General features: G+C 61.5%; 23 protein-coding genes. 9 read left to right on the top strand and 14 right to left on the bottom strand.

Going from position 1 to position 22273, the window contains the following annotated elements; all coding sequences use genetic code 11:
* Nucleotides 1-11: 11 nt before the first annotated feature.
* The 3 genes from FHT69_RS29455 (at nucleotide 12) to FHT69_RS29445 (ending at nucleotide 3337) form a co-directional block, all read left to right on the top strand.
* Entirely contained in the window at nucleotides 12-1286 is a 1275-nt protein-coding gene (locus FHT69_RS29455) for an MSMEG_0569 family flavin-dependent oxidoreductase (RefSeq protein WP_097596004.1), read from the top strand.
* Between the two features lie 2 nt (nucleotides 1287-1288).
* Nucleotides 1289-2149, top strand: a complete 861-nt coding sequence (locus tag FHT69_RS29450; protein ID WP_183906375.1) for a Pnap_2097 family protein — start codon at nucleotides 1289-1291, stop codon at nucleotides 2147-2149.
* A gap of 168 nt (nucleotides 2150-2317) precedes the next feature.
* Complete coding sequence (locus FHT69_RS29445) at nucleotides 2318-3337, top strand: LacI family DNA-binding transcriptional regulator (protein WP_183904555.1); 1020 nt, start codon at nucleotides 2318-2320, stop codon at nucleotides 3335-3337.
* A gap of 17 nt (nucleotides 3338-3354) precedes the next feature.
* Here the strand turns inward: FHT69_RS29445 and FHT69_RS29440 are convergent, their stop codons facing one another.
* The 12 genes from FHT69_RS29440 to FHT69_RS29385 all read right to left on the bottom strand — a co-directional run bounded on the left by FHT69_RS29440 (nucleotide 3355) and on the right by FHT69_RS29385 (nucleotide 15231).
* Nucleotides 3355-4365 carry a zinc-dependent alcohol dehydrogenase family protein gene (locus tag FHT69_RS29440; RefSeq protein ID WP_063476326.1) on the bottom strand — a complete coding sequence of 337 codons (1011 nt, stop codon included), beginning with the start codon at nucleotides 4363-4365 and terminating at the stop codon, nucleotides 3355-3357.
* 56 nt (nucleotides 4366-4421) lie between these two features.
* On the bottom strand, nucleotides 4422-5210 hold the full coding sequence (locus FHT69_RS29435; RefSeq protein ID WP_132575751.1) for an L-iditol 2-dehydrogenase: 789 nt from the start codon (nucleotides 5208-5210) through the stop codon (nucleotides 4422-4424).
* Between the two features lie 136 nt (nucleotides 5211-5346).
* Nucleotides 5347-6405, bottom strand: coding sequence for a carbohydrate kinase family protein (locus FHT69_RS29430; RefSeq protein ID WP_183904540.1), 1059 nt, complete (start codon nucleotides 6403-6405; stop codon nucleotides 5347-5349).
* Nucleotides 6405-7076 (bottom strand): D-lyxose/D-mannose family sugar isomerase, encoded by a 672-nt coding sequence (locus tag FHT69_RS29425; protein ID WP_132575755.1) that lies wholly within the window; start codon nucleotides 7074-7076, stop codon nucleotides 6405-6407. The genes FHT69_RS29430 and FHT69_RS29425 overlap by 1 nt, the downstream gene beginning before the upstream one ends.
* Nucleotides 7076-8230 (bottom strand): Gfo/Idh/MocA family protein, encoded by a 1155-nt coding sequence (locus FHT69_RS29420; RefSeq protein WP_183904541.1) that lies wholly within the window; start codon nucleotides 8228-8230, stop codon nucleotides 7076-7078. The genes FHT69_RS29425 and FHT69_RS29420 overlap by 1 nt, the downstream gene beginning before the upstream one ends.
* A gap of 22 nt (nucleotides 8231-8252) precedes the next feature.
* Complete coding sequence (locus FHT69_RS29415) at nucleotides 8253-9077, bottom strand: class I fructose-bisphosphate aldolase (protein ID WP_063476321.1); 825 nt, start codon at nucleotides 9075-9077, stop codon at nucleotides 8253-8255.
* Between the two features lie 154 nt (nucleotides 9078-9231).
* A complete protein-coding gene (locus FHT69_RS29410) occupies nucleotides 9232-10005 on the bottom strand; it encodes an SDR family NAD(P)-dependent oxidoreductase (RefSeq protein ID WP_127431224.1) in 774 nt (257 codons plus the stop codon).
* An 11-nt stretch (nucleotides 10006-10016) separates the two neighbouring features.
* Nucleotides 10017-10742: an SDR family oxidoreductase gene (locus tag FHT69_RS29405; RefSeq protein ID WP_097631221.1), complete on the bottom strand. Its 726-nt coding sequence runs from the start codon at nucleotides 10740-10742 to the stop codon at nucleotides 10017-10019.
* 12 nt (nucleotides 10743-10754) lie between these two features.
* Nucleotides 10755-12050, bottom strand: coding sequence for a D-tagatose-bisphosphate aldolase, class II, non-catalytic subunit (locus FHT69_RS29400; protein ID WP_183904556.1), 1296 nt, complete (start codon nucleotides 12048-12050; stop codon nucleotides 10755-10757).
* Nucleotides 12050-13027, bottom strand: a complete 978-nt coding sequence (locus tag FHT69_RS29395) for a sugar kinase (protein ID WP_047613539.1) — start codon at nucleotides 13025-13027, stop codon at nucleotides 12050-12052. Before FHT69_RS29395 ends, FHT69_RS29400 begins: the two co-directional genes overlap by 1 nt.
* 30 nt (nucleotides 13028-13057) lie before the next feature.
* Entirely contained in the window at nucleotides 13058-14284 is a 1227-nt protein-coding gene (locus tag FHT69_RS29390; RefSeq protein WP_183904542.1) for an ROK family transcriptional regulator, read from the bottom strand.
* A 62-nt stretch (nucleotides 14285-14346) separates the two neighbouring features.
* Nucleotides 14347-15231: a sugar phosphate isomerase/epimerase family protein gene (locus FHT69_RS29385; RefSeq protein ID WP_028756851.1), complete on the bottom strand. Its 885-nt coding sequence runs from the start codon at nucleotides 15229-15231 to the stop codon at nucleotides 14347-14349.
* A gap of 297 nt (nucleotides 15232-15528) precedes the next feature.
* On the opposite strand from FHT69_RS29385, the gene FHT69_RS29380 reads away from it, so the two are divergent.
* The 6 genes from FHT69_RS29380 to FHT69_RS29355 all read left to right on the top strand — a co-directional run bounded on the left by FHT69_RS29380 (nucleotide 15529) and on the right by FHT69_RS29355 (nucleotide 20896).
* Nucleotides 15529-16962 (top strand): extracellular solute-binding protein, encoded by a 1434-nt coding sequence (locus FHT69_RS29380; RefSeq protein WP_047613534.1) that lies wholly within the window; start codon nucleotides 15529-15531, stop codon nucleotides 16960-16962.
* 97 nt (nucleotides 16963-17059) lie between these two features.
* Entirely contained in the window at nucleotides 17060-17935 is an 876-nt protein-coding gene (locus FHT69_RS29375) for a carbohydrate ABC transporter permease (RefSeq protein WP_047613532.1), read from the top strand.
* A 4-nt stretch (nucleotides 17936-17939) separates the two neighbouring features.
* Entirely contained in the window at nucleotides 17940-18776 is an 837-nt protein-coding gene (locus tag FHT69_RS29370) for a carbohydrate ABC transporter permease (protein ID WP_028756848.1), read from the top strand.
* A gap of 4 nt (nucleotides 18777-18780) precedes the next feature.
* Nucleotides 18781-18987 (top strand): DUF2160 family membrane protein, encoded by a 207-nt coding sequence (locus FHT69_RS29365; protein ID WP_183904543.1) that lies wholly within the window; start codon nucleotides 18781-18783, stop codon nucleotides 18985-18987.
* A 109-nt stretch (nucleotides 18988-19096) separates the two neighbouring features.
* Nucleotides 19097-20158, top strand: coding sequence for an ABC transporter ATP-binding protein (locus tag FHT69_RS29360; protein WP_028756846.1), 1062 nt, complete (start codon nucleotides 19097-19099; stop codon nucleotides 20156-20158).
* A gap of 12 nt (nucleotides 20159-20170) precedes the next feature.
* Nucleotides 20171-20896, top strand: a complete 726-nt coding sequence (locus tag FHT69_RS29355) for an SDR family oxidoreductase (RefSeq protein WP_183904544.1) — start codon at nucleotides 20171-20173, stop codon at nucleotides 20894-20896.
* Between the two features lie 3 nt (nucleotides 20897-20899).
* Here FHT69_RS29355 and FHT69_RS29350 read toward each other — a convergent pair whose 3' ends face one another.
* Nucleotides 20900-21157, bottom strand: a complete 258-nt coding sequence (locus FHT69_RS29350; protein WP_183904545.1) for a hypothetical protein — start codon at nucleotides 21155-21157, stop codon at nucleotides 20900-20902.
* Between the two features lie 330 nt (nucleotides 21158-21487).
* Nucleotides 21488-22273, bottom strand: a 786-nt coding sequence (locus tag FHT69_RS34395; RefSeq protein WP_281414285.1) for a calcium-binding protein, incomplete at its 5' end; no start/stop codon positions are given.

Below are 22273 nucleotides of genomic sequence, written 5' to 3'. Positions count from 1 at the left end.
AAGGACCCACCATGACCACACCATCCCTCAAGAGCCATTACAGCGCGGTTGTCATCGGCGGCGGCCAGGCCGGGCTCTCGGCCTCTCACTATCTGAAGAGGCACGGCATTGATCACGTCGTTTTCGAGAAGAAGACCGTTGCGCATAAATGGAAGAACGAACGCTGGGACGCCTTCTGCCTGGTGACGCCGAACTGGCAATGCCAGCTTCCGGACCATCCCTATGACGGCACGGATCCGCACGGTTTTATGGTCAAGGACGAGATACTCGCCTATGTCGATCGCTTCGTGAAGAAGGTCGACGCGCCGGTCTTCGAGCAAACCAGCGTGACGTCGCTCGAAAAGCATGGCGGGCTCTTCCGGCTCGAGACCTCAGCTGGCGCGGTGACAGCCGATGCCGTGGTGATCGCCACCAGCCTCTATGCCGATCCGGCCATTCCGCGTGCGGCCGAGCGTCTGCCCGAGGACATCATGCAGATCCACACCGCCGCCTACCGCAATGCCGACCAACTGCCGGAGGGCGGCGTCATCGTGGTCGGCTCCGGCCAGTCCGGCTGCCAGATCGCCGAGGATCTGTATCTTGCCGGCCGCAAGGTGCATCTCGTCACCGGCAACGCGCCGCGTTGCGCCCGTTTCTATCGCGGTCGCGATGTGGTCGACTGGCTTTCCGATATCGGCCAGTACGACATCACCGTCGAACATGATGGCATGACGAAGAAGAAGCACGACACCAACCATTACCTGACAGGACGCGACGGCGGACGCGATATCGATCTGCGCAAGTTCGCCCTGGAGGGCATGGCGCTTTATGGCCGCATGTCCGGCGTCGCCGCCGGCCGGATGCTGTTCGAGCCGAACCTGAAGGCCAATCTCGACGGCGCCGACCGTGTCTATAACGGCATCAATGCCCTGATTGACCGGCATATCGCCGAAAAAGGCATCGAGGCTCCGGCTGGATCCCCCTATGTCCCTGTCTGGGAGCCTGAGGCGGAGATTGTCGAACTCGATCTGAAGGCGGAGGGGATCACCTCGGTCATCTGGGCCACGGGTTTCAGTCCGGATTGGTCCTTCGTCGGCCTGCCGATCTTCGACGGCAACGCCTACCCCGTTCACCGCCGCGGCGTTACCGTCGTCGATGGCGTCTACGTGCTCGGACTTCCCTGGCTCTGGACCTGGGGTTCCGGGCGGTTCCTCGGCGTCGGCAGGGATGCCGAACATGTGGTCGGGCATCTCGCAGCTCGGCTTTCGGCACAGGCATCCTCTCTCAAGCAAGCGGTCAGCGCCTGATGATGAGCGCAGCCGTTCTCGATTTTCCGCCCGCAGGACCTTCGGCACGCGACTTGATGGAACGTGCCCTTGATCCGCATGTGCTTCTCGGCATGCCGCATTTGAATGGAAACGGGCTGTCGGAGACCTGGCTGATGAAGGAACTCGGCCATCGTCACTGGCTGATGCTCGCCCGTCACCTCGGGCTCGACAATGCGGATTTCAGAACGGCCGATGGAGAGGAAGCCTATGCCGCGATCTGTGCAACGTCCCTGACGGATGCCCATTTCGCCATCGTGCAGGCAAATGACATTTTGACGATCCACTCGAAGCTGTCCGCAGTCTCGCGAACCCGAACGTCGACCCGACACGAGTTGTCTCTGCACGGACGAAGCGTCGGCGCGGTGGAACTGATCTCGACCTTCGTTCACAGAACGATCAAAGACAACAATCACTCGATCGCGCGTGTGACGTTGCCTGAGCGGCAGGGACGGCGCTTCCAGCCCAGTCCTCTGGCCCAGAACGCTGTGGACATCCGGAATGGACGGTTGGGCGCGCATTTCGGGTTTTCCGTCCTCGCTCACAGGGCGCTCCGAACCTTTAAGTTTGATCCCAGCGCTTCGCAGGAGTTCAACGGCGCAGGATTGTTTTATTTTGCCGAGTATCAGGCACTCGCCGACCGCGCCCTGGAAAACTGGTTTCCCCGCAAGGGACCGGTCGTCCGTAAGGACGTTTTCTTCCTTGGAAATATCGAACGAAATGAAAGTGTTTTCTTCGACCTTATCGATTTTTCCGACGAGCAAAAAACTGTCCATGGGCAGCTACGACGCGAGAATGGGAAAGTGATCGCCAAAATATTCAGCGCGTTGACATATCTTCGCTGAGTCATCGTCCCGCAATGCCTGCTTTGTGTCGTTTGAAACGGAGAAGGACAATGGGATGGCGAGCGGCGCGCGCTTGATGCGGCGTGCCGCTAGTGATCTAGTGGATGACAAATGGAGGTGAACTTCAGCAGTTCGGTTCATTCGACCGCCGGAAAGAAATACGAGCACGTGACGACCAGCATCAGACATATCGCCAAACTTGCAGGAACGTCGGTCTCTTCGGTCTCGCGCGTGATCAACAACAGCGGTTACGCCTCGCCTGAGCTCCGAGATCGCGTCGAGGCGGCGATCCGGACGCTGAACTACACGCCCAGCAAGGGTGCGCGCATGCTGCGCGGTGCGCCAAGCCGGATGATCGGGCTGATGCTGCCGTCGATCGACGTGCCCTTCTTCGGCATACTGGCCCATGCCATCGAACAGGAATTGTTTCAGCACGGCTATCAGACGCTGATCTGCAGCACGGCGGAAAATATGGAGCACGAGGCGCGTTATATCTCGATGCTGCTTGCTCAGCGCGTCGACGGCGTCATCGTCGCCAGCGCCTTCGGCAGCATAGAGCATTTCGGGGTGCTGCGGGACGCTCGCATTCCGATCATCGCCATTGACCGCGAGTTGAACGGCATCGCCGACGACGCTGTCATGGCCGATCACGAGGAAGGCGGGCGGCTGATGGCGCGCCATCTGATCGGCCTCGGCCACCGGGCGATCGCCATCGTCGGCGCGCCGGCGCACAGCCAGCCCATCCAGCTTCGCCTTCAAGGCATCACCGCGGAAATGGCGAAAAACGGCATCGCGCCTGCCGTCGTGGCAATGGCGGAAGAGCACAGCTTTGCCGAGACCTACCGGCTGGCGCGAGAATTGCTGGCGTCTCGGCCTGATATCACCGCCATCATCGGCACGACCGACGTTTCAGCGATTGCCGCCATCCATGCTATCCAGGATCGCGGATTTTCGGTTCCGAACGACTATTCGGTCGTCGGCTTCGACGACCTGCCGGAAGCAGCCTACGTCTTTCCGCGGCTGACAACGGTTGCACAGCCGATCCGCGATGTCGGGCAGCAGGCAGCACGCCTGTTGGAAGCGCTGATCGACGAGCACCAGACCGGGGACGAATCCCGACAGGCTGCGATCGTAAAGGTGCCGGTCACGCTGATCGAGCGCGATTCCACCGGCCCCGTCCGCAGTTGAGCAGGTGGGTCTCGAGGCTAAGGCCGGACGATGACCTTGATCTCGCCGGGCAATGGCGCGTTGCCCACCACCTCGGCGACCTGCTCGAGGCCGATGGTTCTGGTGACCAATGCATCCAGCTCCAACACTCCGCTGGCGACCATTGCCGCAGCGCGCGAATGGGTGAAGGGATTGAGGTAGGCCGGCCTGATATCGACTTCGTTTATCAGCAGATCGAAGGGCAGAACCGGCACCTCGACACCCGCCGGCGTCACCCCGAAAAGCACGAAGGCGCCACCGCGCCGCGCCATTTTCAGACCGCTTTGAAGCGTGTCGCTGACGCCGGCGCATTCGATGACCACGTCGGCGCCGCCTTTGGTGACCTCTCGAACGGACGCGATCGTGTCAGAAGAGGCCGGGTCGAAGGCGTGCGTCGCCCCCAGGCGCAGAGCCGTTTGGCGTCTTGATTGCTGCCGCGTGATCAAAATGATCTCGCTCGCCCCCGCCAGGCGGGCCAGCTGCACCATGAGCAGGCCAATCACGCCGCCGCCAAGGATGGCGACGCTGTCGCCAGGACGGATCCCTGCCTTGTCGATGGCGTGGAGACAACAGGCCAGCGGTTCGCTGAAGGCGCCGTGAACGGGATCGAGGTCGGTCGGCAGCACGAAGGCCTGCGCGTGCGGCACTGCCACATATTCGGCGAAGCCGCCATCCCGTGTCACACCGATGGCGGTCAGGCGCTCGCACAGGTTCGGCCGCGCCCGCGTGCAAGCCGGACAGGTGCCGCAGGCGATATTCGGGTCGACCGTCACCAACTCGCCGCCGGTAAACCGTGTCACACCATCGCCGATCTCTTCGACGATGCCGCAGAATTCGTGGCCCAGCGTGACGGGGATCGCCGTCGGATATTCGCCCTTGTACATGTGGCGATCGGAACCGCAGATGCCCGCGGCTGCGACCCGGACAAGCAGCTCGCCCGGCCCGGCGACCGGTTTTTCGACACTGCGCATGGTCAAAGACCCGATCGACTCCAAGCGTACAGCCTTCATTCCACTCCTCCAGAACCCCAAGTTCGATTGCCTATTGCTGCAGATGAAGCGAAGCGTCAGCTCATGACATTGCCGCCATCGACATTGTAGCACTGCGCCACGATGTATGCTGCATCGGGGCCGGCCAGGAAGGCTGCCATGGCCGCTTGTTCCTGGGGGGCGCCAAATCGTCCGGCGGGAACGGCGGCAGCCACGCGGCGCTTGACGTCGCCGGGTTTCAAACCTTCGCGGCTGCCGAGTTTTGCATCGACGACATCCCACATCGGCGTATCGACGACGCCGGGAGCGATGGCATTGACATTGATCCCGTAGCGGATCAGTTCCAGAGCGCAGCTTTGCGTGATGCTGATGACCGCCGCCTTGGAAGCGCAGTAGGCCACGGCAGGTCCTTCGCCACGACGTCCAGCCTGGGACGAGAAGTTGATGATGCGTCCACCTCCCCCTCTCTCCACCATGTGCCGGGCAACGGCCTGCGTCATGAAGATCACGCCTTCGATATTGACCTGAAATACCTTCGCGGTCCGTTCCCGGGATATGTCCAGAATGGACTCGACGTCGTAAATTCCGGCGGCGTTGACCAGGATGTCGATCTGACCGGCGGTTGATATAGTGAAGCGAACGGCTTCTTCGATGCTGTCCTGGCTGGTCACGTCAAGCGCCACACCCCAGGCATGAGGACCGATCGCCTGCGCCACCCGTGCGCATCGTTCACCGTCGAGATCCGCCACGACAACCCTGGCGCCTTCGGCGGCGAAACGTTCGCAGACCGCTTTGCCGATGCCGCTCGCGCCTCCCGTGACCAGTGCCACCTTGCCGGAGAGCCGTCCCGTTTCCGTATAGCTCATCGCCCTGCCTCCCTGGTCGCGGCCAAATCGGCAAAGGTGCCGTGCACGGCTGCCATATCGAATAGCTTCATCTCTGCTCCTCCATTCTGACTGGATGGTGATCGGCGCCGCGCTCTCGTGAGCCGACGCCGATGGGCTAAGCGGATTGCGGGTGCGTCTCCTTCGCCTCGCGAAGGAGGACAGACATGTCGGGGATGCCGTCGGTGGCCGTCGCACCCGCGAGGCAACGCGCAGCCGCAGCATGGGCGACGGCGCAGATATGCTCGACAGGCCAGTTCTCATGCAGGCCGTAGAGCACGGCGGCACAGAAGGCGTCTCCCGCGCCGACCGTGCTGACGATATCATGGGGATCGACGGGCCGTGACCGCGTCATGACCGGGGAAGCGCCAGGCGCAAACCAGAAGCAGATTTCCGGCGCATGGATGAGCGCACCCTTCGCGACGCCGGCGGCAAGCAGGCGCTCGCCCGCTGTCAAAAGCCCCGCCTCGACCAAGTCTCCCTTCGCATCGCGAACGACAACGCCGGTTGCCCGGCCCGCCTCCATCTCGTTGATGATCAGGTAATCGCAGAAGGGCAGAGCGACGCCGACCTTGGCTGCAAATTCCGGGTCCTCGCTCGATACGAAATCCACGCAGGTCGTCAGCCCGGCGCGGCGCGCGGCCTCCAGCAGGCGCGATGCTCCCGAACGGCCATCGGGGCCGATGCGGTCGAGACCCGGCAACAGCATGAGATAGCCGAGATAGAACAGCCGATAGCCGGCCTCAGCGAAGGTCGCGGGTGAGACATGTTTGTCGGTGACCGCATCGTTGGCGCCACCATGATAGAAGAAGGTGCGGTTTTGACCGGGCACATTCATGACATGCGTATGCGCCGTGACGCGGTCGGCCAGCGCCGTCAACCCACCGACATCGACGCCGGCGGTCGTAAGGCGGGCCTTGACGATCTCCCCGTCCTGATCAGCGCCGATGCATCCGGCCGCTGCCAGCTGTCCGGGAAATCCGAGCGAGGCCAGATCGGTGACGACATTAGCCGCCCCGCCCCCCACACCCAGATCCTGGTGCAGGATATGCGCAAGATTGCCCTGTTCGGGCCAATAGGACAGGGTGTGGACGCGATCGACGATGAAGTTTCCCGCGCAGACGATGCCGCCCTGCTTCCGACTGTCGCGATGTTGAACCTCCTCCCGGCTTCGCATCAGCTGGCTCCCTCGTTCCACAAGGGTCTGAGCGGCGGCTCGTCCTCCTCAATCGCGGCAAAGCGCCCGATCGGCTCCAGGAAGACATTATCGCTGTTGTCGTCGTTGACCTGGCTGACCTCGCCGACAAGGACGGGTCCGCCGCCTTTCCTGCCGTAGAAGCGGTGGTAAAGCCCGGTGCGGATCGTCACGCTCTGGCCGGGCTGGAGAACCAGCGGCTCCCATGCGGCGAGCCGGTGCGGCAGCCCGTCGACCGGAACCGTCACATCCTCCTTCAGCACATTGCCATCGGTATCGGTTGCGGCGAATTCGATGACGAGATCGCCGCCGGCGCGATTGATGATGTCTTCCATCTTCGCCGCATGCCGGTGCGTCGGCGTGACCTGGTCTTCCCCAACGAAGAGCAGCTTTTCGGCATAGGTCCGCTCCCCCTCGACATCAACAATGCCATTGCGCAGGCAGAACAGCACGAGGCCGCATTCGGCAAACCGGTTCGAGCCGAAATCGGTGACGTCCCAACCCAGCTGATGGGCGCGCAAATAGGCCGATGCCGCCGGGTGAGCGGCAAAATCCGCCGCCGTCCAATAGCCCCATGCCGGCAGGGACCAGTGCCAGCGCTCGAGGGTTTCGGTTGCCCGCCGCAACGCGGCGTTGATCTCGGAGCGCTGCATCAGGCTGACGCCCCGTCATATTCGACCGGCACCACGACGTCTTCGCGGCCGGCTTTGAGGGCAGCCGTCAGGACGGCATGATGCGCCTGCGCCTCCGCCGGCGTCGCGCAGCCGAAACCGTTGGCATTGCCGCCGGCGAGCTCGTCGACAAAGGCCGCCCACATCTGCTGTATGGCGTCGGCAAAACCGAATTCGAAGATCTTGCCTGTAATGGCTGGAAACAGCGAGCCATAGCCGAGATCCTCGGTGCTCCAGGCCTGCGCACCGCCATTATAATCCATCCATTGCCACTGGCGCGGCGACTTCGTGCTGAAGAATGCGCTCTTCTTCATGCCGAGAACGCGGATGTACCAGCTGTTGGATTCGCCGGGCGCGATGCGCCAGGTTTTCAGCACCATCGGAAAATCCTGATCTGCAGTGCGCACGCGGCTGCTGATCGTGGCATTGTCCCAGGTGGTGCAGGGCAGCATGCCGCCCTTGCCGTCGGGACGTTCGGTGACCTTTTTGACCAATTGCGCATGCAGTGTGGTCGGGCGCCAGCCGAGACGCAGCGGCACGTGCAGCACATGCATGCCGAGATCACCCATGCAGCCATAATCGCCGTTGATCTCGGCCATCCGCTTCCAGTTGATCGGCTTCTGCCGGTCGATATCCGAAGAATGCAGGAACCCCGCCTCGACTTCGAGGATATCTCCCATCTCGCCGCTTTTTGCGAGCGCGATGACCTTCTGTGCACCGGGGAAGAACGGCATTTCCGACGAGCAGCGGACCAGGAGGTCGGGATGCTCGGCTAGAACCGCCATGATCTCCCGGTTCTGAGCGGCATCCATGCCGAAGGGCTTTTCACCGAGAAGATGTTTTCCGGCCTTCAGAACGTCGATATAGAATTGCTGGTGCAGCACATGCGGGACGGCGCAATAGACCGCATCGACCTCGGGATTGGCCAGAAGCTCCTTATAGTCGGCGGTGAACTGGCGAACAGTCGGCACATGATCCCTGAACCAGTCGAGCAGCGTCGTGTTGGTGTCGCAGACGGCGACGATTTCCGGTCGCGCCTTCACATCAGCCAGGTGCAGCCAGCGCGCCGCGGCACTGGCGAATTCGCGTCCCATCAGACCGCAGCCGATGACGCCGAAGCGGAATGTTTTCGTCATGACATCTCCTCCCAGCCGCGCGTCAGCCGATATGCAGCGAGGCTTGCTCGACCGAAGCCTTGTCATGGACGATCGCCATCAAAGCCCGCGTCATGCCGCCGGGATTGTTGTGTTGAATGACGTTGCGGCCATAGACGATGCCACGGGCGCCCTGCTCCATCAACTGCTTGGTACGGACCAGGATTTCCTGATCCGAAACCCGGCCGCCGCCGCGCACCAGCACCGGCAGGCCTTGAGCGATCTCGACCACGCGGTGATATTCATCGACATTGTCGCAGGGGTCGGCCTTGATGATATCGGCGCCGAGTTCGGCCGCCTGGCGCACAAGCGGCAGGATCTTGTCGATCGCGCCGTCGACCATATAGGCGCCCTTGGAATTGTCCTGCATGACCAGCGGCTCGACCATCAGCGGCATGCCGTAGATCTCGCATTCGCGCTTCAGGCTGTTCACATTGCGCACACAGGCGCGGTAGACCTCCGGCTGGTCCGGCAGCATCAAAAGATTGACGACGACGCAGGCCGCGTCCAAGGCAACGCCCTGCTCCACCGCCCTGTCGATCATTTCGGAAAACAGCTGGGACGGCAGCGGATTGCCGTAGATGTTGGCGATATCGGTGCGCAGCACCAGTGCCGGACGATGTTTGCCGGGGATCGCCTGCAGAATGGGTGCCGTTCCCGGCGGAAGCTGGATGGCGTCGGGCGCGGCTTGCGCGATCACCTCGATGGCCGTCTTCATGTTCTCGATGCCGGCGAGGAACGTCCGTTCATTGAACATGCCGTGATCGATGGCAACGTCAAAACAATTTCCAGACACGCCGAAAAGTCGGTTCAACCGTGCGGACTTCATGAAGCTCCTCCCAGATATGGCAACGTTTCCACATTCGAATAAATGGAGCGGAATTGCGAGTCAAGAAAATGTGGTAACGTTTCCACATGGTTGATTTGTCGGCTGCCGACCTTCCAGTGCGGACGAGGCGCCCCTCGCGCCTGTCCCGCAAGGATTACCAGCAGGTGAAACCTGCATCGACATTGACGATCGCCCCGGTCATCAGGCTGGCGGCGCCCGATGCGAGGAAGAGGACAGCACTTGCAACCTCCTCCGGCGTTCCCATCCTCCCCATCGGCGTGTCGGCGAGCCAGAGCGGAATCCGCTCGCGATTGGCTTCGACGGCGACCACCATCGGTGTCTCGATATAGGTGGGTGCGACGGCATTGACCCTGATGCCGTGATGCGCCCACTCAGCCGCCAACGAGCGCGTGAGGTGATGGACCGCCGCCTTGGAGACGTTATAGGCCGTCTGAGGCTGAGGCCGGTTGCAGATGTGCCCCGACATCGAGCCGAGGTTCACGATGGCGCCGCGTTTCAGCGAAATCATGGGACGACCGAAGGCGCGCGAGCACCAGAAGACGCCGTTGAGATTGACGTCCATCATGCGCAACCAGTCGGCGTCGGTGAGATCCTCCGCCGGGATGCCGCTCTGGCCGATGCCGGCATTGTTGACGAGGATCGTCGCCGGCCGGCCTGCATCGGCAAGCTCGGTCGCGATCGCTTCCATGCGGGCCGCGTCGGTGACGTCGCCGACCCGGACTTCGATGTCGTAGCCTTTGTCGCGCAACGCAAGCGCTTGCTCAGCGTCGGCCTCGCTGCGTTCGATGACGACGACGGCAGCACCCGCCTCCGCCAGCGCCTCGGTGCAGCAAAGGCCGATCGCGCGCCCTCCGCCGGTGACCACCGCGCGTTCGCCGACAAGGCGAAATTTCTCCTGGTAGCTCATGTTCGGCTCCTTCAGATGTCGAATGCGCTTGGAAGCACCACGATATCGCGGATGGTGACGTTGCGCGGCCGGGTCAGCATGAAGATGATCGCGTCGGCGACTTCCTTGGGCTCGATCAAAGCGCCGGCCTCCTTGGCCTTGCGAAGGTTTTCTTCCGGCCAATCCGCCAGCAGAGCGCTGATCACCGGCCCTGGAGAAACCGACCCCACGCGAATGCCATTTTTCAGGAGCTGGCGTCGCATCGTCTGGACGAAGCACGTCATCGCCCACTTCGATGACGAATAGACCGGTTCCCACGGAATCGCCGAATGTCCGGCGACCGAGCTGGTGACGACAATGTCGCCAGTGCCGCGTTCGATCATGTGAGGAATGACATTTCGAACGTTCTTGATGACGACGTTCACGTTGAGATTGAGCATCCGATCGATGGTATCGAGGTCGGTTTCCATCAGGTCGCCGCCGATATAGGTGCCCGCATTGGCATGCAGAATGTCGAGTTTGCCCGTCTTCGACAGGACGCCCTCGAGCAGTCCCGCGCACTGGTCCGGATCCAGCAAGTTGATCACCAGCGGAATGGCGCGCTCGCCAAGCCGTTCGCAAACCGTCTCAAGCGCCTTCTGATCGCGGTCCACCAGCACGACCGTCGCGCCTGCGGCGAGCATCGCCTCCGTCGAAGCAAGGCCAATACCGGATGCTGCACCCGTGACCGCTGCGATCTTCCCATTCAGTTCCGTCATCGATTTCTCCTCCTATCTTGATGCTGATTGCTCATTCTTTCCGACGCCGCAGGCGGCGTGATAGTCCGAAAGACTCCTTGTCACTCTCCAGACCAAAACCTGTTCCGGATCGAGCGGCGCATCCGCGAAGTGCCGCGCGGCCGGCATATGCTGCCAAAGCAATGGCAGCGGTACGGATTGACCTCGAAGGGCCCCGCACAGGCGCCGGACGGCATCTTGCGCTTCAGCCGACGCCCAGTAGTAGCGGATACGGTCGGAGAGCGAATAGTGCCGCAGCCACCGCTTCTCGCCGTCGGTTCCGTGGTAGTGGCGGCTCCAATTGCCGGGCTGATCGAGCATCAGCGTTTCCATCGCCGCATAGAGCGGGCGCTCCCCGTAGTCGGGCAACAGATCGGACGCGATCGCATCCAGCGCATAGAGCGCCTCGCGCAGGACGAAGGTCAGCTCCGGACCGACTTTCAGAATGGGAAACCCGTCCGCCACCAGCGCGGCCAACGGCCGGGTGCCCTGATAATCGGTCGAGTGAGCCTCGAACACGAATTGCGGCTCCTCGGCGAGCACTGATTGCAGCGCCTCGATCTTGCTGCGGTTATAAAGGATGACATTGTGATTGCCGAACTCGACACCCGGCTGAACGACCAGCCCGATAGCGCGTCCGAACGCCTCCGTTAGGCCCTCCTCGGCAAAGACCCGGCGGTGGACATCGATCGTCTTCAGCGCCGCCGCTGCAGCCGTCGGCTCGATCGTCGTGAGGGCATGGTCGGCTCCACCCGGCGGCGGCACTTCGGTGCCGATGACGTAAACCGGCATCGCGCCGCCGGCCTTTTTCGCCGAGGCCTCGGCGACAACAGCCAGCCGGGCGGCGCGATGGGCGGTGGTTTCGTCGTCGAGCGCCACCGGCTCGCCCTTGCAGCCCATCGAGGCGTCGAGGTGGATCTTGCGGAAACCGGCCTCGACATAGGCGGCAACCATCTTCTCCGCTTCGGCCATGGCCTCTTCCGCCGGGCGGTCGCGCCAGGGATTGGGGCCGAGGTGATCGCCGCCGAGAACGATCAGTTCTTCGGGGCACGCCTCCTCGGCCGCGATCTTCATGACGAGAGACGCGAAGTCGCCTGGCGTCATTCCGGTGTAGCCGCCGAGGTGATTGACCTGGTTACAGGTCGCCTCGATCAGGACGGTGCTTTCCTGTTGCCGCCCGTGCCGGAGTGCTGCCCGAAGTACGATCGGATGAGCGGAGCATACGGAGGTCACGCCTTTCGGGCGGCCTTCGATCCTCAGTCTGGCCAGTTCGTCGAGGTGCACCTGCATCACGGCCGCCTTTCCGTTGAAGCAATAAATGCATCGAGTTCCTGCCGAGTGCCGGCGCCTTCCATCGGACCTAGCACCGTCACATTGCGGGCGCCGGCGGCGGAAGCATAGGTCAGCGCTTGCTTCTGAGACATTCCGAGCCGCCGGCAGGTGAGATAGGCTCCGCCGAAGCAGTCGCCGGCGCCGGTCGGATCGACCTCACGAACGACGAATGCCGGAGCCTCGATGCGGTCTCCTTGCCTGCCGAAATAGGTCGCGCCGTCGGCGCCGCGCTTCAGCACGATTTCCTTGACGCCCATCTCGAATAAGCGGCGGATTGCTTCCGCCTCGCCTTCGACACCTGCGGCGCGTTCAAGCTCCTCTCCGGACGGCAGAAGCAGATCAGCCATGGCAACAAGCTTGGAAAACCGGCGCTCGGTGTCCTCGTCCAGCTTCAACTCCTTGCGAATGTTCGGATCCACCGAGAGCGTTCCCCCGCGCGCCTTGACGATATCGACCGCCTTGTCGATCACCTCGCGCGCACTGGGGACCGACAGAGCCGAGCCCATCACGTGAAGATGCCCGCTCCGATCGATGAGATCGCCGACCGTTTGAGACCAGCCGAAGCGCGCGGCTGCCGATGTGGCGATGTTGTAGACGAAATCTCTGGAGCCATCCTTGCGGTAGCGGACAAACGCGCTTCCCGTCGGATAGTCCGGATCGATCGAGATCGCCGAAACGTCGACGCCGTCGCGTTTGAGGCGATCGGTATTCACCCGGCCGAAATCGTCATCGCCGACAGCGCCGACCATGGCCGACTTGCCGCCGAGCCGGCCGCATTGCGAGATGAAGATCGCCGGCGCGCCGCTCGCAAACGGACCGACCAGCGGCTGGGCTTCGAGAAATCCGTCTCCGACCGTCGTGGCGACGATCTCCACAAGGATCTCGCCTACGCAAATCGTGGGACCAAGCGCGTCCGGAGCCAGTACTGAAGCCATTTGCAATCCTGCTTTCGATAGTTCTTGTCGTCAACTCGTCGCCGATTGGACCGGCGCACCGTCCTCGCTGCCGAACTCCTCGCTCTCCAGTGACAGAAAGCGCTGGTGCAACATGCATGCCGCCCCGAAGGCGGAACCGAACTCCGCATCACTGTCCACGACGATCTCAGGCGTGGGGAAAGGGATGTTCTGGCTCTCCGACATGTGGACCGCCACGCGGGCAGCGACCATCGGGTAGAGGGATGCCACGGAGCCGCCCAGCACGATCCTGTCCGGGTCGAGCAGGCGACAGGCTTGCAGCAATGCGTAGGCGAGATGGCGCGACCAGGTTTCGGCGATGTTGACGGCAGCCGGGACACGGTCACGAACGTCGCCGAGGAAATCCTGCAGATCGGCGTTCTCGCGGCCGACAGCCTCGCGATACTGCCTGATGAGCACCTCGCGACCGATCAGCTGTTCAAACTTCTGACCACCGCTTCCCGGCACCAGGGTGTGGCCGATTTCTCCCGCCAGACCGTGGCCGCCACGAAACAGTTTGCCATCGATCATGATGCCGCCGCCGACGCCGGTTTCCATGAGCAGGAACAGGGTCACTCCCGCGGCGCCGTGGCGATAGCTGTCACCGATCGCGAAGGCGTTGGCGTCGTTTTCGACCGTGATCGGGACGGCGGCCGGGACAACGGCCAGGAAAGCGGATCGGCCAATCTCCTTCAACGGCACGTCCCGCCAGCCGATGATCGGTGCCAGGGTGACAAAACCATCCGGCCGGATATGGGCCGGCGTCGATATGCCGAGACCCTTGCACCTGCCGATCATCCTCTTCGCCATCACGCCGACAATGAGCTCGACACCCTGCGCCACCGCCTCCTCCACCGTCGAAGACGGTGTATCGAACGCCATTTTTCGACAGGCCCGGACTTCTGCGGAGAGATCGATGACGGCTGCCGATATATGCTCGACGCCGATCTCGATTCCGACGAAGAACGCGGCATCGGGAACCAGTTCGAGCATGATGCCCGGCCGCCCGGCGCGGGAGGGCTCCGAGCGCTGCTTGCCGCTCTCGTCCGATTCCTGAACGAACCCGCCTTCCGTCAGTTCGGCGACGATCTCTCCCGAGGATGAACGGTTCATCCCGAGCTTGCGGGCGAGATCCGCCCTGCTGAGGCTTCGGTGAGCGTAGATCGTCTGCAAGGCGGCGACGATATTGTTCTGTCGGATCCTGCGCGGCGAACTTCCGATGGAGACGGTGTCGTTCATATTTCAATTCCCTTCAAGTCGCCCAACCCTTACACGACTGGAACAGGCTGTCAGAAGGATAATTAGGGCCGCGCGTTTGTGGCGCGGCGGCGCTTGGCCTCGTCATATTTCAGCTCGATGTAGCGCTTCGCGTGTGCTGCAAGCGGATCATTATCCTCCCAGGTGTCGCGCCAGATCGCGCAGGCGAGCGACAGGCCCTCGTCGACGACCGTCGTCGAGAAACTTTCGAATACGATGTCGCGCCTATAGTCGATGTCGAGCAGCGCGTCGAAGATCAGATCGAAGTTGATGACGCCGTCGCCGAGGTAGCCGCGATTGCTCTCGCCGATGTGGAAATAACCGATCTTGTCGCCGGCGAGACGGATCGCCGCGGCCGGATTGGCTTCCTCGATGTTCATATGGAACGTGTCGAGATGGAGACGGACATGCTCCGATCCCGTCTCGGCGATGAACTTCAGCCCCTGCGCCGTGGTATTCAGCAGGTTCGTCTCGAACCGGTTGACGACCTCCAGCACGAGGTCGACGTTTGCCTGCCTGGCGACCTCGCCGGTCGCGGCGATCGCGGCGACGCTGTTGTCCCAGCCCTTCCTCGTCGGCTGGCGATTGTATTTGGTGTGGGCGGAATAGAGAATCCCGCCGAGCTTGTTGCCGCCGATATCGCGGACCGCCCGAACGGCGTCGGCCAGCGTCTGCTTGCCGGCGGAGACAGCAGACATGTCCTCGCTCGATACGTCCTTGTCGAGCGGCAGACCCATCGTCACGCCAATCTCGACGTCAAGGGATTGGGCAAGCTTCGCCAGTCGATCGAGGTTGAATTTCTCGGGGCGCAGATAGGCAAATTCGATGGTGCGATATCCGTGTTCGGCCGTCTTGTTCAGGGCCATCTCCAGCCCCTCCTGCGTTTGGCCACCTGTCCATACAAATGAATGGATACCCAATCGACGCATAGCCTTTTCCTCCGCGAGATGCTCTTGATCGCGGACAGTGCTATGCCATTTAGTTTGGTGAGGCAACAAATAATTTCAGCGGCTAACTTTTTGCTGCTTCGCAAAATTTCTTTGCAATGCAATATATTATGCCGTTTTTGCGCTTACCCTGCCTCTCACCAGAAATTAGTTTCTGCAGAAATCAATGGGATAGGCTCATGATTTGCATGTTTAGACAACAAATGTTGCGCCGCCGGTTTTTTTAGCCTACACAAAGCACCGGCGAAATGATCTCGCTGCACTCTGGGAGGATTGGAAATGAACTATGCTTTGAAGGCTAGCGCGCTTGCGCTGACGCTCGGCCTCGCCGCCACCGCTTCACCGGCCTGGGCCGACTTCTGGTCCGACGCGGGGGCTAAATACAAGGGCGTGACCCTGCACGGCGTCACCGAAAGCACCCCGCCGTCGAACTACATCAAGAACGTGCTTGCTCCGGAATTCGAAAAGAAGACCGGCATCAAGGTCGACATCGAGACCACGTCCTGGGATCAGATGTACGACAAGGCCATCAAGGACATGGAAGCCAAGACCGGCATCTATGACATGGTCTACATCGAGCAGGACATCATCTACTCCTATCTCGCCAGGAATTTCCTCGTCGACATCACTAAGACGCTGAAAGACCAGCCGGATCTGAAAGCGCCGACCTACGACGATGCGAACTTCACCAGCTTTGCCGACTACTTCAAGGACACGAGCGGCGATCTCTTCGGCGTTCCGATGGAAGCCTTCCTGAAGACCTATCTCTATCGCAAGGACCTCTTCGACGATGCGAAGATCAAGGAAGCCTTCAAGAAGGAAACCGGCAAGGACCTGAAGCCGGCGACGACCCACGAGGAGTACACCCAGATTGCCGAATTCTTCACGAAATACGGCAAGGACAACGGTCTGGAGCTCTGGGGCACGACCGCTCAGGCCCATACCGGCCATCCGGCCTCCTGGTATGAATTCTTCGAGTCCATCGTGCCGACCTTCGGGGTCTACAATTGGGGCATCGACGCCAAGAACAATTATGCGGCGACGGTCGAACACGGCGGTTCGATGAACGGTGACAAGGCGAAGGCCGCGCTGAAATATTGGCTGCACCTGCGCGACATCGCTCCTCCGGAATCGACCCAGTCAACCTGGACGGAAACCGCAACGACGTTTGCCGCGGGCCGTGTCGCCCAGGGGCTGATCTATGGTGAGAATGCCGCGTGGATCGCCAGCGATCCGGCGCAGTCGAAGGTGGTCGGCCAGGTCGGCTTCGCTCTGCCGCCGCTCGAGCCGGGCGTATTGGATGATGCGAAAGCCGGAAAGGGCTATATCGGCTACTATGATGGCGGCGCCTTCGGCGTGCCGGTCACGTCCAAGAACAAGGAAGCGTCGCTGCTCTTCCTCGAATTCATCGGTCAGAACGAAGTTCAGCCCGATTGGGCCATCGCCGCACCGCGCATCACCAACACGGCGACGTTCGACGATCCGAAGGTGAAGGAGATGGACGCCAAGCTCGGCGGCTTCTACACAATGCTGAAGGACGAGGGCAAGCTCTTCGCCGGCGCTCCTCCCTACCCCTTCCATGCGCAGGTGCGTGAAGCGACCGCTCCGATCTTCTACGACATCCTGACCGGCAAGATCGGCCCCGATGAAGGCCTCGACCAGATGGCGGCCAAGGCCGAAGAGGAGCTCACCTCGCTCGGCTATCGCAAATAAAACATCCTCCCCAACTGACGGGTCGTTTCCTGCGACCCGTCATCTTTGCGCTCCAGGTGGAGCGGACGTCCACATAACGTTCAATGGGGGATAGGCGATGCATTCGCAGAAGCTCGGGTGGCTGTTGCTGTCACCGACCATAGTGATCCTCGGACTGTTCGGGATCTTTCCTTTCGTCTACGTCCTCTGGGTCTCTTTCCATTCATGGAACCCGTTCGCGGCCAATCCGGGCATGATCTTCAACTGGGCTGAGAACTATCGGCGGCTGGTCTTCGACCAGCAGTTCCTGGCATCGCTCGGCATAACCCTGGCATTCGTCTTCTTCGCGGTCGTGTCGGAGCTGGTCCTCGGCTACATCCTCGCCCAGGCGCTGCTCAAGGACTTTCCCGGAAAAGCGGTGTTTCGCACGATCCATACCCTGCCGCTGATCATGGCGCCGATCATCGTCGGCTCTGTCTGGAAGCTGATGACCACGCCGTCGATCGGCATCATTCCCTATCTCCTCCGAAGCTGGTTCGGCTACGATCTGAATATCGGCCAGAGTGCCGTCGCGGCCTTCACCGTGACGGTCATCATGGATATCTGGCACTGGACGCCGCTCGTCACCCTCTCGCTGATCGCCGCCCTCGTCTCGCTTCCGTCAGACCCCTTCGAGCAGGCGCAGATCGACGGCGCCGGCAAGAGCCAGATCTTCTGGCACATAACACTCCCTTTGATCCGCCCGGCCCTGCTCGCCACGGTGTTCATCCGGCTGATGGATGCGCTGCGCACCGTCGACGAAGTGCTGATGCTGACCGGCGGCGGTCCGGGTTCATCGACGCGCTACATCGGCGTCCATATTTTCCGGGAAGTCTTTCCCAAGACGAATTACGGCTACGGTTCGGCGATCTCCGTCATCGTCCTTTACCTCACCATCGTCGTCTGCTGGCTGCTCTATGTCGGCTTGATTGCGCCCCGCGTGAAGAGAGGTTGACGCGATGAAGAACCAGACCCCCTGGCTTCCGGTCGTCCTGTGGACGCTGATAAGCCTCGCGACGCTTTTCCCGATTTACTGGCTGTTCGTCATATCGGTGAAACAGCCCTTCGACCTGTTCTCGACGCCCGACGTCATTCTCCGGAGCTTCTTCTGGAAGAACTATCAGGACGTGCTGACCAATCCGACCTTGCGCGGCTACATGCTCAATTCGCTGATCATCTCGTCAGGCAACGCGCTGCTCGTGACGACGCTCGGCTTTTTTGCCTGCTACGCCCTGACGCGCTTCGAGCTTGCCGGCAAGGAAAGTATCTTCTTCTGGACGATCACCAACCGCATGGCGCCGCCGGCAGTCTTCCTGCTGCCGCTCTTCCTGCTGCTGACGCAGGTCTACAGGATCGGCGACTTCTCGCTCGCCGATTCCCGGCTCGGCATGATCCTGGTCTACTGCTCCTTCAACCTTCCCTTCGCAATCTGGACGCTGCGACCGACCGTGGAAGCCATTCCGAAGGAGTTGGACGAGGCGGCCTATATGGATGGCGCCAGCCCATGGGTCGTCCTCTACGACATCGTCTTCCCCCTGGCACGGCCCGGACTTGCGGTGACGCTGATCCTGACCTGGGTGTTTGCATGGAACGAATATCTGCTGGCGGCGACGCTCACCAATTTCAATGCGCGGACGCTGACCACCGGCCTGTCGGAATATGTGACGACCACGGGAACGGCCTGGGGCATCATGGCCGCGATCTCAATGCTGACATTGGTTCCGGCGCTCATCGTGTTTTCGGTGGTCCAGCGTCACATCGTTGCCGGCCTGACCTTCGGCGCCGTGAAAGGATGAAGCCATGACATATCCGTCAGGAAATGGTGAACGCAAGCCGGGCTTTCTGCCGATCGAAACGAACTGGTTCGACCGGCTGTTCATCTCGATTGTGATCTGGGTCGCGCTCTCGCTGTTCTGGATGCGGTTCATCGAGCCGTTCGGGCTTTCGGTATGGTTTGCGGCAGCAATCTCGGCAGTCCTCGGCGCCTATCTCGTCTGGAAGGGATGAGCCGATGAATTTCCGTCAACACCATCAAGACACGACAGCGCCGCGCGTCTCATCAGACGCGCAAAGGATGCTGCCGCACTTTAAATTGCTGCTTTAGGGAGGAACGACTTTGGCAAATGTACAGGTGAGCGACGTCACCAAAAGGTATGGCGCACTCCAGGTCATGCACGGCGTCAGTGTCGACATCGAGGACGGCGAATTCGTCGTGCTGGTCGGCCCATCCGGATGCGGCAAGTCCACCCTGCTGCGGATGATCGCCGGTCTTGAGACCGTCAGCGGCGGCGACATCCGGATCGGCGGCCGTGTCGTTACCAACGCTCCGCCGAAGGAGCGCGACATCGCGATGGTCTTCCAGAGCTATGCGCTCTATCCGCACAAGACGGTCGCCGAGAACATGGGCTTTCCGCTGAAGATGGCCAAGCGCCCCAAGGCGGAGATCGACGAGAAGGTCGGCAGAGCTGCCGAGATCCTCGACCTGACGCGTTATCTCGACCGCTATCCGAAGCAATTGTCTGGCGGACAGCGTCAACGTGTGGCGATGGGCCGCGCGATCGTGCGCGATCCGAAGGTCTTCCTGTTCGACGAGCCGTTGTCGAACCTCGACGCCAAGCTTCGCGTCACCATGCGCGTCGAAATCAAGGAGCTTCACCAGCGGCTGAAGACCACCACCGTCTACGTCACGCATGACCAGATCGAGGCCATGACAATGGCCAATAAGATCGTGGTGATGCGTGACGGCAGGGTCGAGCAGATCGGCAAGCCTCTCGATCTCTACGACTTCCCGGTCAACCTCTTCGTCGCAGGCTTCATCGGCAGCCCATCGATGAACTTCCTGCAGGGCCGCATCGCGACCCGCGACGGCAGGAAGGTCGTCGTCACCGACCAGGGTATCGCCCTTCCCATGGGAAGTACAAATGCGGACGAAGGAAGAGCCGTTACCTACGGCATCCGGCCGGAGCATATCACCATCGGCGATGAAGGCGTTCCGGTCGAGGTCTCGGTGTTCGAGCCCACGGGTTCGGAGACATTGATCTTCGGCCGCACGGGAGGCGTGCCGATCGACGCCCTGATCCGCGAGCGCATCGAAGTCGATCCCGGACGGACGATGTACTTCCATATCGATCCCCGGCGTGCGCATATCTTCGATCGGGAAACAGGCCAGAGACTGTAAGGGAGGCGATCCATGGAGTTCACAGGAAAGACGGTCATCGTGACCGGTGCCGGAAAAGGCATCGGACGCGAAATTGTAAGGATGCTCATCGAACGGGGTGCGCAGGTCGTCGCGCTGACCCGGAGTGCTGCCGATGTCGAAGCGCTGCAACAGAAATCCGGCTGCCGGGCCATACAAGTCGATCTCGCCGATGCCGATGCGACCAGAGAGGCTGTCATCGCTGCCCTTCCCGCCGATTTCCTCGTCAACTGCGCCGGCACGACCGAACTCCAGCCGTTCCTGGATACGACAGTCGAAGCATTCGACCGACTTGTTGCGGTCAACACCCGTGCTCCGATGATCGTGGCCCAGGAATATGCCCGTTCGCTGATCAAGGCGGGCCGCAAGGGCGCCATCGTCAACGTCTCGTCGGTCGCGTCCTTCGTCGGCATCCCCGATCACGCTGCCTATTGTGCGTCGAAGGGCGGGTTGGATGGCTTGACGCGGGTCATGGCAAAGGAGCTTGCACCGCACGGCATCCGCGCCAACGGCGTCCACCCAACGGTGACGCTGACCCCCATGGCGGTGAAAGCATGGAGCGATCCCGAGAAGGCCGCGGGAATGATGAAGCGAATCCCCGTCGGTCGCTTCGCCGAACCGGCAGACATCGCCGAGGTCGTTCTTTTCCTGCTCTCCGATCAGGCTGCCATGGTGAACGGGATATCGATGCCGGTGGACGGCGGCTACATGATTGCCTGAAGTTCAGGACGAACGCGTCGTACGAGCCTGCGATTGCAATGGGGGAAGCGGCGACTTTGACCGCCGCACCAAGCGGCGCAGCTCATCCTGATCAATAAAATGATCCGTTACGCCGGCCTCTTTATCTGGATGACTGAAAACAAGACCCTCGGAATCCTCAAGCTTCAGAGCTTGCTCCGTATTCATGATCCCCAGTGCCTGGCGCTCGTACCCGGACTCGAGCGCCGCCTCGACGATGGCTTTTCTCTTGGGCATGTCCATGTCCTCCGTTCCTCAAAGGGTAACGGACGGTCGGAGTCGCGGTTCCGATCAGGGCATCACGATATGAGACCCGTTGAAACGAAAGCCTCGCCGATACACGGCCCGCCATCGCGCGGGCCGCGCTGTTTTTGGCTCTCGCTACCACGTTTGGCGCTGCCACCAACGTTGAGACAGCTCCCCAATATTGGCGCCGCCCAACTCGGCGAGGCGTCTTAAGCACCTGACTTATGACGGCCTTCAACCAAGGACCCAGGTTGCGGCACGCCGCCGCAATAATCTCGGCCCACTCCTCCTCGGCAGAAGGTTCCGCCGGGGAAGTCCGAGCGAAGGTCACGCAAACTGGAAATCCGTCGACTCCAGGCTCGATACGGCGACATTCTTCAACGTTATGGTGTTGTTGATATCCGCGGTAACGATTGTATCGCTGCCAGACTGACTGGATGCGGCAAGAAGCGACGCCCAATCGGCAAAAACGCTGTGATCGATCCTGATGGTGTCATGCGCTGTGCCGGTCGCCACGAAATTCGTGATCGTATCGTGGCCCCAGTTCGGCAAATAGATGAAAAAGTCCGCTGCCGCCCCACCGATGAGAATATCGTCGCCGGCACCACCGGTAAGCGTGTTGCCCCCGTTACCGCCGGTGATCGTGTTGGCGGATGCATTGCCGGTGCCGGTGAAGGCCGCCGTTCCGTTATAGGTGAGGTTCTCGATATTGGCGCCAAGCGTATAGCTTGCCAGGTTCGTGCGAACCGTGTCGGTCCCCTCGCTGGCGTTCTCGGTGACGCTGTCGCCGACATTGTCGACGGCATAGATGTCGTCCCCCGCTCCGCCGATCAGCGTGTCGGCACCGGCGCTGCCATTCAGCGTGTCATTGCCGTCGCCGCCGGAAAGCGTATCGCTGGCAGCGCCCCCGATGATAAGGTTGTCCAGCGAGTTGCCCGTTCCGGCAAAGGCTGCCGTTCCGTTATAGGTGAGGTTCTCGACATTGGCGCCAAGCGTATAGCTTGCCAGGTTCGTGCGGACCGTGTCGGTCCCCTCGCTGGCGTTCTCGGTGACGCTGTCGCCGGCATTGTCGACGGCATAGATGTCGTCCCCCGCCCCGCCGATCAGCGTGTC

Source organism: Rhizobium sp. BK008, assembly GCF_014197345.1.
Lineage (GTDB): Bacteria > Pseudomonadota > Alphaproteobacteria > Rhizobiales > Rhizobiaceae > Rhizobium > Rhizobium anhuiense.
This window is presented reverse-complemented; position numbering and strand designations above follow the sequence as displayed.